The 16,881-nt window shown below is 68.7% G+C and carries 14 protein-coding genes; 4 read left to right on the top strand and 10 right to left on the bottom strand.

Annotated elements, in window-relative coordinates; all coding sequences use genetic code 11:
* Positions 1–19: 19 nt before the first annotated feature.
* The 5 genes from ACNJ7K_RS22975 to ACNJ7K_RS22955 form a co-directional block, all read right to left on the bottom strand.
* Positions 20–1,000 carry a VWA domain-containing protein gene (locus ACNJ7K_RS22975; protein ID WP_006551517.1) on the bottom strand — a complete coding sequence of 327 codons (981 nt, stop codon included), beginning with the start codon at positions 998–1,000 and terminating at the stop codon, positions 20–22.
* Positions 997–1,956: a DUF58 domain-containing protein gene (locus tag ACNJ7K_RS22970; RefSeq protein ID WP_120282469.1), complete on the bottom strand. Its 960-nt coding sequence runs from the start codon at positions 1,954–1,956 to the stop codon at positions 997–999. The genes ACNJ7K_RS22975 and ACNJ7K_RS22970 overlap by 4 nt, the downstream gene beginning before the upstream one ends.
* A complete protein-coding gene (locus ACNJ7K_RS22965; protein WP_159418429.1) occupies positions 1,953–3,314 on the bottom strand; it encodes an AAA family ATPase in 1,362 nt (453 codons plus the stop codon). The genes ACNJ7K_RS22970 and ACNJ7K_RS22965 overlap by 4 nt, the downstream gene beginning before the upstream one ends.
* A gap of 171 nt (positions 3,315–3,485) precedes the next feature.
* Positions 3,486–5,480, bottom strand: coding sequence for an NlpC/P60 family protein (locus tag ACNJ7K_RS22960; protein ID WP_487042212.1), 1,995 nt, complete (start codon positions 5,478–5,480; stop codon positions 3,486–3,488).
* Positions 5,481–5,845: 365 nt separating this feature from the next.
* Positions 5,846–6,394, bottom strand: coding sequence for an Rv1476 family membrane protein (locus ACNJ7K_RS22955; RefSeq protein WP_225623783.1), 549 nt, complete (start codon positions 6,392–6,394; stop codon positions 5,846–5,848).
* A 342-nt stretch (positions 6,395–6,736) separates the two neighbouring features.
* Here ACNJ7K_RS22955 and ACNJ7K_RS22950 point away from each other — a divergent pair, with 342 nt between their 5' ends.
* Positions 6,737–9,532, top strand: coding sequence for an aconitate hydratase (locus ACNJ7K_RS22950; RefSeq protein WP_159418431.1), 2,796 nt, complete (start codon positions 6,737–6,739; stop codon positions 9,530–9,532).
* 105 nt (positions 9,533–9,637) lie between these two features.
* Complete coding sequence (locus tag ACNJ7K_RS22945; protein ID WP_120282465.1) at positions 9,638–10,204, top strand: TetR/AcrR family transcriptional regulator; 567 nt, start codon at positions 9,638–9,640, stop codon at positions 10,202–10,204.
* Positions 10,205–10,221: 17 nt separating this feature from the next.
* Here the strand turns inward: ACNJ7K_RS22945 and ACNJ7K_RS22940 are convergent, their stop codons facing one another.
* Both ACNJ7K_RS22940 and ACNJ7K_RS22935 read right to left on the bottom strand, forming a co-directional pair.
* On the bottom strand, positions 10,222–10,473 hold the full coding sequence (locus ACNJ7K_RS22940) for a helix-turn-helix domain-containing protein (protein WP_026061044.1): 252 nt from the start codon (positions 10,471–10,473) through the stop codon (positions 10,222–10,224).
* 120 nt (positions 10,474–10,593) lie between these two features.
* Positions 10,594–12,225 carry an ABC-F family ATP-binding cassette domain-containing protein gene (locus tag ACNJ7K_RS22935; RefSeq protein ID WP_060653265.1) on the bottom strand — a complete coding sequence of 544 codons (1,632 nt, stop codon included), beginning with the start codon at positions 12,223–12,225 and terminating at the stop codon, positions 10,594–10,596.
* A gap of 167 nt (positions 12,226–12,392) precedes the next feature.
* Here ACNJ7K_RS22935 and ACNJ7K_RS22930 point away from each other — a divergent pair, with 167 nt between their 5' ends.
* Together ACNJ7K_RS22930 and ku are read left to right on the top strand one after the other, a co-directional pair.
* Positions 12,393–13,508 carry a lycopene cyclase family protein gene (locus ACNJ7K_RS22930; RefSeq protein ID WP_159418432.1) on the top strand — a complete coding sequence of 372 codons (1,116 nt, stop codon included), beginning with the start codon at positions 12,393–12,395 and terminating at the stop codon, positions 13,506–13,508.
* Positions 13,509–13,605: 97 nt separating this feature from the next.
* On the top strand, positions 13,606–14,655 hold the full coding sequence (gene ku / locus ACNJ7K_RS22925; RefSeq protein WP_120282462.1) for a non-homologous end joining protein Ku: 1,050 nt from the start codon (positions 13,606–13,608) through the stop codon (positions 14,653–14,655).
* 56 nt (positions 14,656–14,711) lie between these two features.
* On the opposite strand, the gene ACNJ7K_RS22920 is transcribed toward ku, so the two are convergent.
* The 3 genes from ACNJ7K_RS22920 to ACNJ7K_RS22910 are packed head-to-tail and all read right to left on the bottom strand — an operon-like array spanning position 14,712 to position 16,880.
* Positions 14,712–15,131 carry a metal-sulfur cluster assembly factor gene (locus ACNJ7K_RS22920; RefSeq protein ID WP_016691730.1) on the bottom strand — a complete coding sequence of 140 codons (420 nt, stop codon included), beginning with the start codon at positions 15,129–15,131 and terminating at the stop codon, positions 14,712–14,714.
* On the bottom strand, positions 15,131–15,622 hold the full coding sequence (gene sufU, locus ACNJ7K_RS22915; RefSeq protein ID WP_024100819.1) for a Fe-S cluster assembly sulfur transfer protein SufU: 492 nt from the start codon (positions 15,620–15,622) through the stop codon (positions 15,131–15,133). Before sufU ends, ACNJ7K_RS22920 begins: the two co-directional genes overlap by 1 nt.
* A 4-nt stretch (positions 15,623–15,626) precedes the next feature.
* Complete coding sequence (locus ACNJ7K_RS22910; RefSeq protein ID WP_487042211.1) at positions 15,627–16,880, bottom strand: cysteine desulfurase; 1,254 nt, start codon at positions 16,878–16,880, stop codon at positions 15,627–15,629.
* Position 16,881 lies beyond the last annotated feature (1 nt).

Below are 16,881 nucleotides of genomic sequence, written 5' to 3'. Positions count from 1 at the left end.
TGAGCGTGCACAAGGTGGATCAGGGCAGCCGCTGGCGCAACACCATCGCCGCGCCGAGCCCCGCGATCACCGAGAGCGCTCCGAGCATGAGCCACGGACGACTGGCGTCGCCGCGGGTCGTCTCGAAGCCGATCTGCTCCTCGAGCGTGTTGTAGGCGTCCTCGAGTTCCTCGAGGCTCGCCGCCGTGAAGAAGCTCCCACCCGAGAGATTGGCGATCTCCTTGAGCGACGGGTCGTCGACGGGCACGGGGATCCGATCGTCCTCGATGGTGACGGTGCCCGTCTGCGTGCCGAACGAGATGGTCGAGACCGGGATTCCCTTCTCCGCCGCCTGTCGCGCCGCGGTGAACCCCCCGCGGGGATCGTCGGGACTCTCGGGGACGGTCTGCTTGCCGTCGGACAGCAGCACGATCCGCGCGGGCGGCGCCTGGTCGCTACCGCCGAGCACGGCGGCGAGCGTGTCGATCGACTGCATCGCCGTGAAGATCGCCTCGCCGGTCGCGGTGCGCTCGCTGAGCTGCAGGTTGTCGATCGCGGACTTGCTCGCCTCCCGGTTGGTGGTCGGCGAGACCAGGACCGAGGCGGTACCCGAGAACGCGACGAGACCGAGGTTGATGCCGGGTGTCAGGTCGTCGGCGAACTGCTTGGCCGCCTCCTGAGCGGCGGCGAGTCGCGTGGGTGCGACGTCCGTGGCCTCCATCGACAACGACACGTCGATGACGAGCACGACCGTGGCCCGGTTGCGCGGCACCCGCTGTTCGGCGGTCGGGCCGGCGAGCGCCACGGTGAGGAAGACGAGGCCGACGAGCAACAGTGCGACGGGAATATGCCGAGCGCGTCCCGGGCGGGCGGGCGCGACCTTCTCGAGCAGCTCGAGATTGGTGAAGCGCAGCGTGTTCGTCTGGCGCCGGCGCTGGACCAGCACGTACGCACCGCCGAGGGCGGCGACGACGAACAGCAGCAGCAACCACCACGGTGAAGTGAAACCGGACAGGCTCATCGTCCCCCCTGCCGTGCGGGTGCGCCGAAGCTGTGCCGCCGGGCCGCGACGAACCGCACGACGTCGCCGATCCAGTCGCGGTCGGTGCGCAGCGTCAGCACGGGTGCACCGGAACTGCGCAGTGCCTGGTGCACGGCCGCGCGATGCTCCGCGGCCGCCTGCGCGTAGTCGGCCCGCAGTTCGGGAGTGGTCGTGAATTCGCGGGTGCGGCCCGTCTCCGGGTCGTGCAGCACCACGTCGCCCAGATCGGGCAGTTCGAGGTCGCGGCGATCGATGATCTCGACGGCGAGCAGTTCGTGCCGGCCGGACAGCGCCCGCAGGGAGCGCTCCCAGTCGAGCGGACCCAGAAAATCGCTCACCACGACGGCCAGACCGCGGCGACGCTGGGGGCGTCGCAGCGACTCGACGAGGCCTTGGAGATCGCCGCGGGTCCCGTCGGGTGCATGCGGGGTGGTCGCGACGGTACGCAGCAACGACTGGGCGTGCAGCCGCCCACCACGCGCGGGGACGCGGACGGTCTCGTTGCCGGTGGAGATCACCGCACCGATCCGATTCCCGCCACCGGTGGTCAGATGCGCGAGCGCGGCCACCGCTGCGATCGCCAGGTCGCGCTTCTCGCACATACCGGTACCGAAGTCCAGGCTGGCCGACAGGTCGACCGCGAGCCACGTCTCGAGTTCCCGGTCGGCGACGGTCTGCCGCACGTGCGGGTGCGTCGTGCGCGCAGTGACCGACCAGTCCATCTGCCGCACGTCGTCGCCCGGCTGATACTCGCGGGCGTCCCCCGGTTCGGAACCCGGGCCCGGGATCAGACCGAGGTGGTCGCCGTGCAGGACGCCGTCGAGACGGCGCCGCACGGTGAGCTCGAGGGTGCGGAGCGCGGCGGTGAGCGCGGGATCGCGCAGTTCACCGGACCGGAACCGCGGTGGCGACCCGTCGTGAGGACGTGTGCTCACCGCGCGCCCGCACCTCCCTGCGGACCGGGTGCACCGACGGGCGCCTGCTGACCGGCAACGGTCCGCGGATCGGCGGGCGCCGGGCCGGGGGTCGCGGTCGGCACGGGTGCGTTCGCCTGGGGCGCGACCTGCGGAAGACCCACCGTCTGCAGGATGCGGGTGATGATCTGGTCCGGGGAGACGTCGTCCGCGAGCGCGTCGTAGGACAACACCAGGCGATGGCGGAGCACATCGGGGATGACGTCGACGATGTCCTGCGGTACCACGTAGTCGCGACCGCGCACGAGCGCCAGGGCACGCGCCGAGGAGATGATGCCGAGCGTCGCGCGGGGCGAGGCGCCATAGGCGATCCAGCCCTGCACATCGTGCAGGCCGAGTTCGGCGGGCCGACGCGTCGCGAAGATGACCCGCACCACGTAGTCGACGAGCGCGTGGTGCACGAACACACGTCCGGCGATCTTCTGCAGGCGCAGGAGCTGCTCGTTGTCGAGCACCTGCTTCGGTTCGGGAGCGGCGACACCCATCCGGTAGACGATCTCGCGTTCTTCCTCCACCGTCGGGTAGTCGACGAGGACCTTGAACAGGAAGCGGTCGCGCTGTGCTTCCGGGAGCGGGTAGACGCCCTCGTTCTCGATGGGGTTCTGCGTCGCCATCACGAGGAACGGCTCGGGCATCGGGAAGGTCCTGCCACCGATGGTGACGTGGCGTTCGGCCATCACCTCGAGCAGCGCCGATTGCACCTTCGCCGGGGCGCGGTTGATCTCGTCGGCGAGCACGAAGTTCGCGACGACCGGTCCGAGTTCGGTGTCGAACTCCTCGCGTCCCTGCCGGTAGATGCGGGTACCGACGAGGTCGGTCGGCACGAGGTCGGGGGTGAACTGGACGCGGGAGAACGATCCACCGACGACCTTCGCGAAGGTCTCGACGGCCAGCGTCTTCGCGACACCGGGAACGCCTTCGAGCAGCACGTGCCCGCGCGCGAGCACACCGACCAGCATCCGCTCGACCAGCAGGTCCTGGCCGACGATCACGCGCTTGACCTCGTAGATGGCCCGTTCGAGGAGACGGACGTCGTCGGCCGGGTCGTACGCCTTCGCAGGAGCGTCGCCGGGTTTCCGCATGTTCGCGCCGGCTGCCGGCTGGGTGTTCGTACCGGCCGCCGGCTGAGTGTTCGCACCGGTCCCCTGCGGAGCCGGCTGAGCGTTCGCGCCGGACCCCTGCGGAGCAGGACCGTTCGCGCCCGCCGCCTTCGGCGCCGACGCGGCACCCGCCGCAGCCTGGTTGTTCTTGCGTCCGTCGTTACCGCTCTGGTCGCCCGGCGTTGCCGAACCGGACGTCCCACCCTCGCGTGAGGTCACCAACAATCCACCGCTTTCGCCTACGTCGCTCCGCTGGAAACACCTGCTGCACCACTATTGCAGGTGCCGGCTCGGTGTGTCGTCGCCCCTGCACCGACCGGGAGACGGCACCCGGAAACGACCGGATGGCATCCGTCCTCGGTGGTACGAGGGCCGCGGCAAACCTCGCCCTCACGACACCATGCGCACCACGTACGGTGTCATGCCGCCCCAGCGTACCGGCGAGATCTTCACGAACGATCCCGACTGCGGCGCCTCGAGCATCTGCCCGTCGCCGAGATACAGCGCGACGTGCTGGCTGGCGTTGGGCCCGTAGAAGATCATGTCGCCCCGCCTCATCTGCGACGACGGGACCTGCGTGCCGGCCGTGTACTGGTAGCCGGTGTAGTGCGGGAGCGAGATACCGATGCCCGCGAACGCGTAGATCATCAGTCCCGAACAGTCGAAGCCGACCTTGGCGTAGTCGCCGTGGACATCGGCGACGCCACCGTCGCGGATACCGCGGGTCGGGCCGTTCTCGTTGCCACCGCCCCACGCGTACGGGACGCCGATCTGGGACATCGCGCGGTCGATGACGATCTCCACCGCAGCGGGACCGGTGACGGACGGACGCGACGGGGTGCTGGGCGTCGAATTCGGTGTGGAGGGGCGGGAACCCGATCCCCCGGTCCCCGATCCGGGGGTCTCCACGACGGGGTCGCCCGGATCCGGGTTCGCCCAGTCGATCCCACCGTCGCTGCCGCTGTCCTCGTCTTCGTCCTCGTCGGGGATCGTGCCGCCGTCGGTGCCGTCCGGGACCGATCCATCGTCGGTGTCATCCGGGACGGTTCCACCATCGGTGTCATCCGGGACGGTTCCACCATCGGTGTCATCCGGGACGGTTCCACCATCGGTGTCGTCCGGGACCGTTCCGCTGTCCGTGTCCTCGAGGACGTCGTCCAGGACGCTTCCACGGTCGCCGTAATCCGGGACCGTGGCGTCGTCGGTGTAGTCCGGTGCAGCCGTGTCGGTGCCACTGGTATCGGTGCGACTCGCAGCGGTGTCACTGTCCTCCGGCGCTCCGGATTCGGTGGTGACCTCACCCGGTGCGGCGACGTCGCTGTCGCCGGTCGACGGAGACTCCTCGATCAGCGTGTGGGGGCGACGGCCGTTGGCCAGTTCCGCCGCACGTTCCCGGGCTGCGGCGTCGGCGGCGACACGCTCGGCCGCCTCGGCTGCCGCGACCCGTGCCGCCGCGGCGGCTGCTTCCTCGGCTGCGCGGCGACGCTCCCAGTCCTGGTACTGCGCGCGTTGCCCTTCCAGGCCCGCAACGTTCACGCGGGCCCGGTCGAGTTCGCTCTGCGCGTTTTCACGTTCCTGCTCGATGCGCGACTTCTCGGCAGCCTGCCGACCGAGTTCCGCTCGCGCGACGGCGATCGCGGCCTCGGCCTCGGCCCTGCGCTGCTCGGCGGCTTCCGCCGCCGCGTCGGCCTCGAGCTTGGCCGCGCGTGCCCGCGAATGGGAGTTGGCCTCCTGGGCCCGGGCGCGCTGGAGCGCATCGAGCACCGCGGTGCGCCCGGCGGACAGCAATCGCATGACCTGGGCGCGGTCGAGCAGATCGTCGGGACCGTCGACGTCGAGGAAGGCCGCGAGGGAGACCGAGTTGGCGCCACGGGTGTAGCTGTCGCGGACGAACGCGTCGAAGTTCTTCTGGGCAGCGGCGATCCGGTCGGCGGCGTCGTCGAGTGCGCGGCGGGAATCCACGACCACCCGTTCGGCGAGATCCGCCGCGTCGCGCGCGCTCTGGAGATCGACGAGGGCGCGGTTGACGTCCTCGCGGCGGATGGCGACCTGCGCGTCGAGCTCGGCGAGCTGCTGATCCGCGTCGGCGATCCGGACGATCAGCTGCCCGACCCGGTCGATGTTGGCCGCGACGGCCGCACCTGCGCGGTCGATCTCGGCGTCCGAGGGGTTCGGCGGCGGCGCCGGTGCGGCGGACGCCGTCGTGGTCACGGTGAGGAGCACGGCTGTGACCAACCCCAAACCAGCGAGGAGCGTGCCGGTGCGCGTCCGCGGGATGCGACCGGGCGTCGGACCGTCGGGTCGACGGCCTGCAGTGAGCGTCGTGGCGGTGCCGTCCGGCCCCGACCGTCGCGGAATCCCTCCGTGGATACCGAACCGTCTCACTTGCATCTCCCTCGGTCGCACCTGGTGGCCGAGACATCCGGCCGGACGACCCGAGGAAGGCAGGCAGCATCCGCTCGCCGTGGGTGCCCCACGGCTCACACGCTGCAGTCGTACACCGACTGCGGACAGCGTCCCCACGAGCCGGGTTGTGACACACCTTCCCCAAGAGCGTCATGAGAACCGTACGACACCTCAGGGGTATGTCGCATGACAGTCACGAAGATCGGCCGGAAGAACGCCGAAAGAACACGGTGCGGACACCGAGCAACACCGTGAGGACGCCGAACGATCTTCCCTGCCGGATTCCGTCACGATCGGGACGAGGACAACCCGGAGAAGATCTCTACGGTGACGGGAAAGAGACCTCAGACGTCTTCGGCCGATGACGATCCGTTACCTCCGGCAACGGTCGCGTCACCGTCCGCGCGGCGGCGTTTGGCGAGCCAGGTCGCGCCGGCCGCAAGAGCGACCACCGCGACGATCAGCAGCGTCATCAGCGTCCAGGGCGGAGACGGCTCGAGCACCGAGTCGACGAAGTTGCGTGTGGAGACCACCGGATCGCCGGTGTAGGTGCGATCCTGGGCGGCCTCGAGAGTGACGCGGTCGAGATCCTCGCTGAACGTCCCGACCCATCCCGGGCTGAGGACCAGCACCGTTCCGCCGTCCTCGGCGCCGACCTCCGTCGCGAGGTCGCGCAGCTGCGAATCCATACGGGGGTCCCGGTCGAGCACGACCACGCTGAGGTCGATCCCGTTCTCCTGCGCGCGCTGCACCTCGGCGACGAGGTCGTCGACGTACTGCGAGGGCGCCGCCACCTGGTCGTCGGCGAGATCGGCGAGCACTTTTTCGACCGAGACCCCGGTAGGAAGATCCGTGAGCGCAGGGCCCGGTATGCGAAGCAGTGGCGCAGACATCTCTCTCCGGTGGTGCAGGGTCGGAAGCCGGGCGATACAGCGATCCGGCCGCGCGGAGACGACACGAAGCGCCACACCCGTGCGGCAAGGGAGAACACTACGCGATCGCGCGACGGCGGCTCGAAGCACTCGTCGCGAGCAGGACCGATGCCGGCGGGACGCCTCGTCGACACGACGGACCCGACTTCGGTTCAATACAGGACAAGCGTACTGTTAGAATCGAGTGCGAGACGCCACGACTACTGCATCCGGGCCACGGGCCGCGAGCGGACGTCGTGTGCCTCGCTTCAGCCGTCGACACAGCCCCGTCGGCGGCCAGCCGAAACGACGAGTGGAGCTGACGTGAGCACCAGTAGTGATTCGTTCGGCGCCAAGGGTTCGCTGCAGGTCGGAGACAACTCCTACGAGATCTTCCGCCTGTCGGCCGTCCCCGGCACCGAGAAACTTCCTTACTCTTTGAAGGTCCTGGCCGAGAACCTGCTGCGCACCGAGGACGGTGCCAACATCACGGCCGATCACATCCGGGCCATCGCCAACTGGGATCCCTCCGCCGACCCGAGCATCGAGATCCAGTTCACGCCCGCCCGCGTGATCATGCAGGACTTCACGGGCGTCCCCTGTGTCGTCGACCTCGCCACCATGCGTGAGGCCGTGACCACCCTGGGCGGCGACCCGAACAAGGTCAACCCCCTCTCCCCCGCCGACATGGTCATCGACCACTCGGTGATCCTCGACTACTTCGGTCGCGCCGACGCCCTCGAGCGCAACGTCGACCTCGAGTACGAGCGCAACGGCGAGCGCTACCAGTTCCTGCGCTGGGGCCAGGGCGCCTTCGACGACTTCCGCGTCGTCCCCCCGGGCATGGGTATCGTCCACCAGGTCAACATCGAGTACCTCGCCCCGACCGTCATGGTCCGCAACGGGCAGGCCTACCCCGACACCTGCGTCGGCACCGACTCGCACACGACGATGGTCAACGGCCTCGGCGTGCTCGGCTGGGGCGTCGGCGGCATCGAGGCCGAGGCCGCGATGCTCGGCCAGCCGGTCTCCATGCTCATCCCGCGCGTGGTCGGCTTCAAGCTCACCGGTGAGATCCAGCCCGGCGTGACCGCGACCGACGTCGTGCTCACCGTCACCGACATGCTGCGCAAGCACGGCGTCGTCGGCAAGTTCGTCGAGTTCTACGGCGCCGGCGTGGCCGAGGTCCCCCTCGCCAACCGCGCGACCCTCGGCAACATGAGCCCCGAGTTCGGTTCGACCGCAGCGATCTTCCCGATCGACGGCGAGACCATCAACTACCTGCGCCTGACCGGCCGCAGCGACGAGCAGCTCGCTCTCGTCGAGGCGTACGCCAAGGAGCAGGGCCTGTGGCACGATCCGAGCCGCGAGCCCGAGTTCTCCGAGTACCTCGAGCTCGACCTGTCGACGGTCGTCCCGTCGATCGCCGGCCCGAAGCGCCCGCAGGACCGCATCCTCCTGTCGGAGTCGAAGGCAGCCTTCCGCCGCGACATCCACAACTACGTGGAAGAGCACGAGGCGACCCCGCACTCCAAGCTCGACGACGCGCTCGACGACACCTTCCCGGCGTCCGACCCGATCAAGCCCACCGCGAACGGCGACGCTCCGCTCGTTCCCCACGGCGATACTTCCGGCCGCCCCTCCAAGCGGGTCAAGGTCGTCTCCGAGGAGCGCGGCGAGTTCGTCCTCGACCACGGTGCCGTGGTGGTCGCAGGTATCACCTCCTGCACCAACACCTCCAACCCGTCGGTCATGCTCGGTGCCGCGCTGCTCGCCCGCAACGCGGTCGAGAAGGGCCTGGCCACCAAGCCGTGGGTCAAGACCAACATGGCTCCGGGTTCGCAGGTCGTCAACGACTACTACGAGAAGGCCGGCCTGTGGCCGTACCTCGAGAAGCTCGGCTTCTACCTCGGTGGCTTCGGTTGCACCACCTGCATCGGTAACACCGGCCCGCTGCCCGAGGAGATCTCGAAGGCCGTCAACGACAACGACCTCTCGGTCACCGCGGTGCTCTCCGGCAACCGCAACTTCGAGGGTCGTATCTCCCCCGACGTGAAGATGAACTACCTGGCCTCGCCGCCGCTGGTCATCGCGTACGCGCTCGCGGGCACGATGGACTTCGACTTCGAGACCGACGCGCTGGGCAAGGACAAGGACGGCAACGACGTCTTCCTGAAGGACATCTGGCCTTCCGCCCAGGAGATCGACGACACCATCAAGTCGGCGATCAACCAGGACATGTTCCGCAAGTCCTACGCCGACGTCTTCAAGGGCGACGAGCGCTGGCAGAACCTCGAGACCCCCGAGGGCGACACCTTCGCGTGGGACGAGGATTCGACGTACGTCCGCAAGGCTCCGTACTTCGAGGGCATGACGATGGAGCCGGACGCGGTCAGCGACATCAAGGGCGCTCGCGTCCTCGCGCTGCTCGGCGATTCGGTCACCACCGACCACATCAGCCCGGCCGGTCCGATCAAGCCGGGTACCCCGGCCGCGCAGTACCTCGACGCCCACGGTGTCGAGCGCAAGGACTACAACTCGCTCGGCTCGCGTCGTGGCAACCACGAGGTCATGGTCCGCGGCACCTTCGCGAACATCCGTCTGCAGAACCAGCTGCTCGACGGTGTCTCCGGTGGTTACACCCGCGACTTCACCCAGGACGGTGCTCCGCAGGCGTTCATCTACGACGCCTCGCAGAACTACCAGGAGGCCGGCATCCCGCTGGTCGTCCTCGGTGGCAAGGAGTACGGTTCGGGCTCCTCGCGTGACTGGGCCGCCAAGGGCACCCGCCTGCTCGGCGTCAAGGCCGTCATCACCGAGTCCTTCGAGCGCATCCACCGCTCGAACCTCATCGGCATGGGCGTCATCCCGCTGCAGTTCCCGGCGGGTGAGTCGGCCGCGTCGCTGGGCCTGACCGGCACCGAGGTCTTCGACATCGAGGGCATCGAGAAGCTCAACGAGGGCGTCACGCCGAAGACCGTCAAGGTCACGGCGACCAAGGACAACGGTGAGAAGGTCACCTTCGACGCTGTCGTCCGCATCGACACCCCCGGTGAGGCGGACTACTACCGCAACGGCGGCATCCTGCAGTACGTGCTGCGGAACATGATCCGCGGCTGAGAGCAGTGCTCGTGACCCGATCGGTCACATCTGTGTGAAGCGGCGGGCCCGGGACGAGACTCGTCTCGGGCCCGCCGTCTCCCTCGAGCCGAAAGGAAGTGGCGCGTGCCCAAGGTCAGTGAGGACCATCTCGCCGCGCGGCGCAGGCAGATCCTCGACGGTGCCCGTCGCTGCTTCGCCGAATACGGTTACGACGGCGCGACCGTGCGACTGCTCGAAGATGCCACGGGTCTGTCCCGTGGCGCGATCTTCCACCATTTCAAGGACAAGGACGGACTGTTCCTCGCCCTCGCCCAGGAGGATGCGAGACGGATGGCCGACGTCGCGGCCAACGAGGGTCTCGTGCAGGTCATGCGCGACATGCTGTCCTCCCCCGACCAGTTCGACTGGCTCGGGACGCGGCTCGAGATCACGCGCCGTCTCCGCACCGACCCCGAGTTCGCGAAGGCGTGGACGCAGCATTCGGCCGAACTCACCGAGGCCACCGTCGGACGCCTCGAACGGCAGCGGGAAGCGGGCCGGCTGCGCGACGACGTGCCGACCGAAGTCGTCCTGGGTTATCTCGACCTCGTGCTCGACGGGCTCGTCGCCCGCCTCGCTTCAGGGCACACCGAACAGGACCTCGTCGCGGTTCTCGACCTCGTCGAGGAATCCGTGCGCCGGCGCGACTGACGCGCCGGATCCGTTCCTCATGCCTTCTCGTCGCTCGCTGCCGCCCGACGACGGTTCGGGCCGCCGCGGCCCCGCAGCCGCACCTGCGACTCCACGAGAACGTTGTGCACGAAACCGTAGGATCGACCGGTTTCCTGCGCGAGCCTCCGAATGCTCGCGCCCTCCTCGTAGCGGCGCTTCAGATCCTCCTGCAAGCGGTCCCGCGATTCCCCTGTAACTCGGGCTCCCTTCGCGTAGGTCGTCTCTCCACCACCGGAATTTCGCGCCATCGGATCCTCCCTGCGCCCTCGCCAAAGGTCCCTTTCCCAGGCTAGAGGACTGTCAGGTTGCGCGGACGCAGATCGGACCAGCAGGAGCGGATCGGGGGACGGATCCGACCGGAGGCCCGATCAGGCGAGCTGGATGAGCTCGAGGTATTCCTGGGACCAGTGGTCCTCGGTTCCGTCGGGAAGCAGGATCACACGTTCCGGGTCGAGGGCCTCGGCCGCACCCGGATCGTGGGTGACAAGCACGACGGCACCCTCGTAGCTCCGCAATGCATCGAGCACCTGCTCGCGCGAGACGGGATCGAGGTTGTTGGTCGGCTCGTCGAGGAGCAGCACGTTAGCCGCGGACGACACGAGCCCCGCCAGGGCGAGTCGCGTCTTCTCACCACCGGAGAGCGTTCCGGCCGGCTGCTCGAGCTGCGGACCGGTGAACATGAACGCGCCGAGCAGTCCCCGCAGGTCCTGTTCGCCGGCGTCGGGAGCGGCGTGCCGGATGTTCTCCCACACCGTCGCCGAGTCGTCGATGGTGTCGTGCTCCTGCGCGAAGTAGCCGACCTTCAGGCCGTGACCCGGCACGAGTTCGCCGAGATCCGGCTGCTCCACACCGGCGAGCAGCCGCAGCAGCGTCGTCTTGCCGGCACCGTTGAGGCCGAGGACGACGACGCGGCTGCCCCGGTCGATCGCGAGATCGACGCCGGTGAAGATCTCCAGGGAGCCGTAGACCTTGGTCAGCTCCTTGGCCATCAGCGGGGTCTTGCCGCACGCGGCCGGCGTGGGGAACCGGATCTTGGCCACCTTGTCTGCGACGCGCACGTCGTCGAGGTCGGCGAGCAGCTTCTCGGCGCGCTTGGCCATGTTCTGGGCGGCAGTGGCCTTGGTGGCCTTCGCTCCGAGCTTCGCGGCCTGCTTCTGCAGGGCGGACGCCTTCTTCTCGGCGTTCGCACGCTCGCGCCGGCGCCGCGCCTCGTCGGTGGCACGCGCGTCGAGATACTTCTTCCAGCCCATGTTGTAGACGTCGGCCTCGCCGCGCACCGCGTCGAGGAACCACACCTTGTTCACCACGTCGGCGAGCAGGTCGACGTCGTGGCTGATGACGATGAGCCCACCGTCGTGGTTCTGCAGGAATCCGCGCAGCCAGGTGATCGAGTCGGCGTCGAGGTGGTTGGTCGGCTCGTCGAGCAGCAGCGTGGTGTCGGACTTCCCGCCGGAGCCGTCCGAGGCTGCGAACAGGATGCGGGCGAGTTCGACACGGCGGCGCTGACCACCCGACAGCGTGTGCAGGGGCTGGCCGAGGACCCGGTCGGGCAGGCCGAGGCTGTGGCAGATGCTCGCGGCCTCGGATTCGGCGACGTATCCGCCGAGCGTCGCGAAACGCTCTTCGAGCGAACCGTACTTGCGCACGGCACGGTCGCGGATCTTCTCGTCGACGGCCTCCGCCATGAGCGCCTGCTGCTTCTCCATGCTGCGGAGGATCTCGTCGAGACCTCGCGCCGAGAGCACCCGGTCCTTGGCGAGGACGTCGAGATTGCCCTCCTTGGGATCCTGCGGCAGGTAACCGATGTCTCCGGAACGGATCACGGTGCCGGCGTAGGGTTCGCCTTCACCCGCGAGGATCCGCAGGGTCGTGGTCTTGCCGGCACCGTTACGTCCCACGAGGCCGATCCGGTCCCCGGCCTGCACCCGCAGCCCCGAGCCGGGGGCGGTGAGCAGCGTCCGCACGCCGGCGCGGACTTCGAGGTCGGTAGCGGTGATCACGCACGGGCTCCTAGAACGAAAGACGATGGATGGGTGCCATGGTGGCAAACAGCCAGGCACACGAACCACTCATTTTACCGTGACAGCACCTCTCCCCCACGGTGAGATGCACTACCCCTCGCCACGCGCGGCCGGGTTCTTCCCGCGCGCGACCTAGGCTGGCGCCCGTGACCCTCCTTCCCTCCACCGACCTCGTCGTGGCCGGACTCGGCCCCGCCGGCCGTGCATTGGCGTTCCGTGCCGCCGCGGCCGGGTTGTCGGTGACGGCCGTCGACGTGCGTCCGCAGCGTCGGTGGACCGCGACCTACGCGGCGTGGGCCGACGAACTGCCCGCCTGGCTGCCCGACGAGGTGGTGGCAGCACGCATCGACAGGCCCGCGGCGTGGACGACCGGGCCCCGCATCGTCGATCGCGCCTACCGGGTGCTGGACACGGCGTACCTGCAGGACTTCCTCGCCCTCGACGCCGTCACGGTGGTCACGGATCGGGTACGCGACGTCGATGCGGACGGCGTGGTCCTCGGCGACGGACGCCGGGTGACTGCCCGCTACGTCGTCGATGCCCGCGGGGTTCCCGCCGAACCGGAACGTGCCCAGCAGACGGCATTCGGGCTGATCGTCGACGATGCGACCGCAGCTCCGGCACTCGAGGGCCACGACGCCTGGTTCATGGACTGGCGCCGCGACAACGGCACGGGCCCCGACGACGTGCCGTCCTTCCTGTACGCGGTGCCGGTCGGCGACGGACGCACGATCCTCGAGGAGACCTGCCTCGTCGGCCGCCCGGCACTCGGTCTCGGCGAACTCGAACGGCGCCTGCACATCCGCCTCGCAGCGCGAGGCGTGCACACGACCGGCGACGAGCAGGTCGAACGGGTGCGCTTCGCCGTCGAGGGCGCACCGACGGCACCCGGAGTGCTCGGCTTCGGCGCTCGCGGTGGTCTCATGCATCCGGCCACGGGATACGCGGTGGCCACCGCCCTGTCCACCGCGGATGCGGTGATCGACGCGATGCGCCTCGGCGACGACCCGCAGCGCGTCCTGTGGCCGGTGCGCGCCCGCTCGGTGGCGACCCTGCGGCAGATGGGACTGCGGGTCCTGCTGCGACTCGACGCACGCGGAGCGATCGAGTTCTTCGACGCGTTCTTCGCCCTGCCGGTCGAGCAGCAACGCGCCTACCTGTCCGGTCGCGACGACGCGACCGGCGTGGCGGCCACGATGTGGCGCCTGTTCCGGGTGCTGCCGACGGGTGCGCGCGCGACGATTCTGCGTTCCCTCCGCTGATCCGCCGGGTGCGGCGTGTGGCGAACGTCTCGGCGAACGGGCCGGTGAGTTTCGCAGCTTTCCAGCGTGCTTTCGAGGTGTCGATCATGATGGACACATGCGGTCGATCTGGAAAGGCTCACTCGCGTTCGGCCTCGTCAACGTGCCGGTGAAGGTGTACTCGGCGACCGAGTCGCACGACATCTCCTTCCACCAGGTGCACGCGAAGGACGGCGGGCGGATCAAGTATCAGCGTGTGTGTACCGAGTGCGGTGAGGTCGTCCCCTACCAGGAGATCGACAAGGCGTACGACTCCGAGGACGGCGAGCGGGTCGTGCTCACCGACGAGGACTTCGAGAAACTCCCGGCCGCCGAGAAGCACGAGATCCCGGTGCTGCAGTTCGTGCCCACCGAGCAGATCGACCCGATCCTGTTCGAGAAGTCCTACTATCTCGAACCCGATTCGTCGTCGCCGAAGGCCTACGGCCTGCTCGCCGCGACTCTCGAACAGAGCGACCGGACGGCGCTGGTGCACTTCACGCTTCGTCAGCGCACCCGGCTGGCCGCCTTGCGCACCCGCGACGGACTGCTCATCCTGCAGACCCTGCTGTGGCCCGACGAGGTGCGCGCGGCCGAGTTCGAGTCGCTCGACGACATCGAGAAGCCGAAACAACGCGAACTCGCGATGGCCGAGACCCTGGTCGAGTCGATGTCCGACGATTTCGATCCCACCGAATTCACCGACGAGTACCAGGTGGAACTGCGCACGCTGATCGACGAGGCCCTCGCCCGCGGCGGCGAGAAGGTCTTCCAGGTCGCCGAACACGACACCGGTGAAGAGGACGCCGAGGTGCTGGACCTCGTGGCGGCCCTGCAACGTAGCGTCGATGCGGCGGGCAAGAAGGTCCCGTCCGGTTCGTCCTCCGGCGGGAAGAAGTCCTCGAAGGACGACGACGAGGACGAAGGCGAGGACGAGGGCACGAAGAAGAAAGCCCCCGCGAAGAAGACCGCGTCCAAGAGTTCGGCGTCGAAGAGTTCGGCGGCCAAGAAGACTCCAGCGAAGAAGAGCACGGCGAAGAAGACCGCGTCCAAGAGCTCGGCAGCCAAGAAGACTCCAGCGAAGAAGACTCCAGCGAAGAAGACCTCCGGCGAACGCAAAGGCGCCTGACCTCCGACGGGAAGTCGAAGATCAGGCGCCGAGGCTCGGAACCGGAGACCGCGGGATCAGACGGTGAATCCGAGTGCGCGCAGCTGCTCGCGTCCGTCGTCGGTGATCTTGTCGGGACCCCACGGCGGCATCCACACCCAGTTGATGCGCAGCTCGTCGCACAGGCCGCTGCGCACGAGTGCGCCCTTGGCCTGCTCCTCGATGACATCGGTGAGGGGGCACGCCGCCGAGGTGAGCGTCATGTCCACGGTCACGGTCTCGTCGACCTCGGAGATCCCGTAGACGAGACCGAGATCGACGACGTTGATGCCGAGCTCGGGGTCGACGACGTCGCGCAGCGCTTCCTCGAGTTCGTCGAGGCGGCCCGGATCCAGCGGCGGCGCCGTGGCCGCGACCAGCGTCGAGGTCTCGTCCGCGCCGGCGTCGGCCGTCGGGTTCTCGTCGGTGTTCACGGTGCCCGGTGCGGGTTCGGTCATCAGTTCTGTCCTCCGCTCGAAAGGGTGTGCGCGCCGCCCGCCAGGTCGGCGGGGGCGGCGTCCACGGTCTGCGCGACCGCGTCCTTGAAGGCCATCCAGCCCAGCAACGCGCACTTCACGCGCGCCGGGTACTTCGCGACGCCGGCGAATGCGATGCCGTCACCGATCAGGTCCTCGTCGCCTTCGACGGTCCCGCGGCTGCCGACCATCTCGACGAACCCTTCGACGATCTTCAGCGCGTCGCCGAGCGGAACGCCGATCACCTGGTCGGTGAGCACGGACGTCGATGCCTGGCTGATCGAGCAGCCCTGCCCGTCGTAGGAGACGTCGCTGACGGTGTCGCCGTCGATGTGCACGCGCAGGGTCACCTCGTCGCCGCAGGTCGGGTTGACGTGATGCACTTCGGCGCCGAACGGTTCGCGCAGTCCGCGATTGTGCGGGTGCTTGTAGTGGTCCAGGATCACTTCCTGGTACATCTGCTCCATCCGCATCGGATCACGCCTCCCCGAAGAATTTCTGGGCGCGCCGGATCGCCGCGCCGAGTGCCTGCACCTCGTCCGGCGTGTTGTACACGGCGAACGATGCGCGGGCGGTCGCGGCCACCCCGAAGCGGCGGTGCAGCGGCCAGGCGCAGTGGTGTCCGACCCGGATCTCGACGCCCTCGTCGTCGAGGATCTGGCCGAGATCGTGAGCATGGATTCCGTCCACGACGAACGACACCGCCCCACCGCGCTGTTCGCCGGTCGTGGGTCCGATGATGCGCACGCCGTCGATGCCGCCCAGCTCGGCGAGTGCCGCAGCAGTCAGCTCGTGTTCGTGTGCGGCGACGGCGTCCATGCCGATGTCCTGCAGGTAGCGCACGGCGGCACCGAGGCCGACGGCTTGCGAGACCATGGGCGATCCGGCCTCGAATCGCTGCGGCGGTGCGGCGAAGGTCGTCGCCTCCATCGTCACCGTCTCGATCATCGAGCCACCGGTGATGAACGGCGGCACGTCGGCGAGCAGGTCGCGGCGACCGTAGAGGACACCGATGCCGGACGGACCGAACATCTTGTGTCCGGAGAACGCCGCGAAATCCACACCGAGAGCACGGAAGTCGACGGCCATGTGCGGCACCGACTGGCACGCGTCGAGCACGACGATCGCGCCGACCTCCTTCGCGCGCCGCACGATCTCCTCGACGGGAGCGACCGCACCGGTCACGTTCGACTGGTGCGTGAACGCCACGACCTTCACGGCGTCGGTCAGCGTCAGCGAATCGAGATCGATGCGACCGTCGTCGGTGACCCCGTACCAGCGCAGGGTGGCACCCGTGCGCCGCGCGAGTTCCTGCCACGGAACGAGATTCGCGTGGTGCTCGAGTTCGGTGACGACGATCTCGTCACCGGGTCCGAGCCGGTGCGGGAACCGGTCGTCGGCGAAGGCGTACGCGACGAGGTTGAGCGACTCGGTGGCGTTCTTGGTGAACACCACCTCGTCGACGTCGACCCCGACGAAGGACGCGATGACGGCGCGAGCGTCCTCGTACGAGTCGGTCGCCTCCTCCGACAACGCGTGCGCACCGCGGTGCACGGCCGCGTTCCGCGTCGCGAGGAACTCACGCTCGGCGTCGAGCACCTGTACCGGGCGCTGGGAGGTGGCCCCCGAGTCGAGGTAGACCAGGGGTTTGCCGTCGCGCACCGTGCGCGCGAGGATCGGGAAATCGGCCCTGATCCGGGCGATGTCCAAGGTCCGCACCGGCACCGTCATC

The organism is Rhodococcus shunpengi, from assembly GCF_048381395.1.
Taxonomy (GTDB): domain Bacteria; phylum Actinomycetota; class Actinomycetes; order Mycobacteriales; family Mycobacteriaceae; genus Rhodococcus.
Note: the sequence above shows the minus strand (reverse complement) of the source record. Positions and strands in the feature narration are given on the sequence as shown.

Bases quoted from the DNA above. Each gene is read 5' to 3' on its own strand.
- sufU (WP_024100819.1), bottom strand. From the start codon at position 15,622: ATGCGGATGGAGCAGATGTACCAGGAAGTGATCCTGGACCACTACAAG.
- ACNJ7K_RS22975 (WP_006551517.1), bottom strand. From the start codon at position 1,000: ATGAGCCTGTCCGGTTTCACTTCACCGTGGTGGTTGCTGCTGCTGTTC.
- ku (WP_120282462.1), top strand. From the start codon at position 13,606: ATGCGGTCGATCTGGAAAGGCTCACTCGCGTTCGGCCTCGTCAACGTG.
- ACNJ7K_RS22955 (WP_225623783.1), bottom strand. From the start codon at position 6,394: ATGTCTGCGCCACTGCTTCGCATACCGGGCCCTGCGCTCACGGATCTT.
- ACNJ7K_RS22940 (WP_026061044.1), bottom strand. From the start codon at position 10,473: ATGGCGCGAAATTCCGGTGGTGGAGAGACGACCTACGCGAAGGGAGCC.
- ACNJ7K_RS22920 (WP_016691730.1), bottom strand. From the start codon at position 15,131: ATGACCGAACCCGCACCGGGCACCGTGAACACCGACGAGAACCCGACG.
- ACNJ7K_RS22910 (WP_487042211.1), bottom strand. From the start codon at position 16,880: ATGACGGTGCCGGTGCGGACCTTGGACATCGCCCGGATCAGGGCCGAT.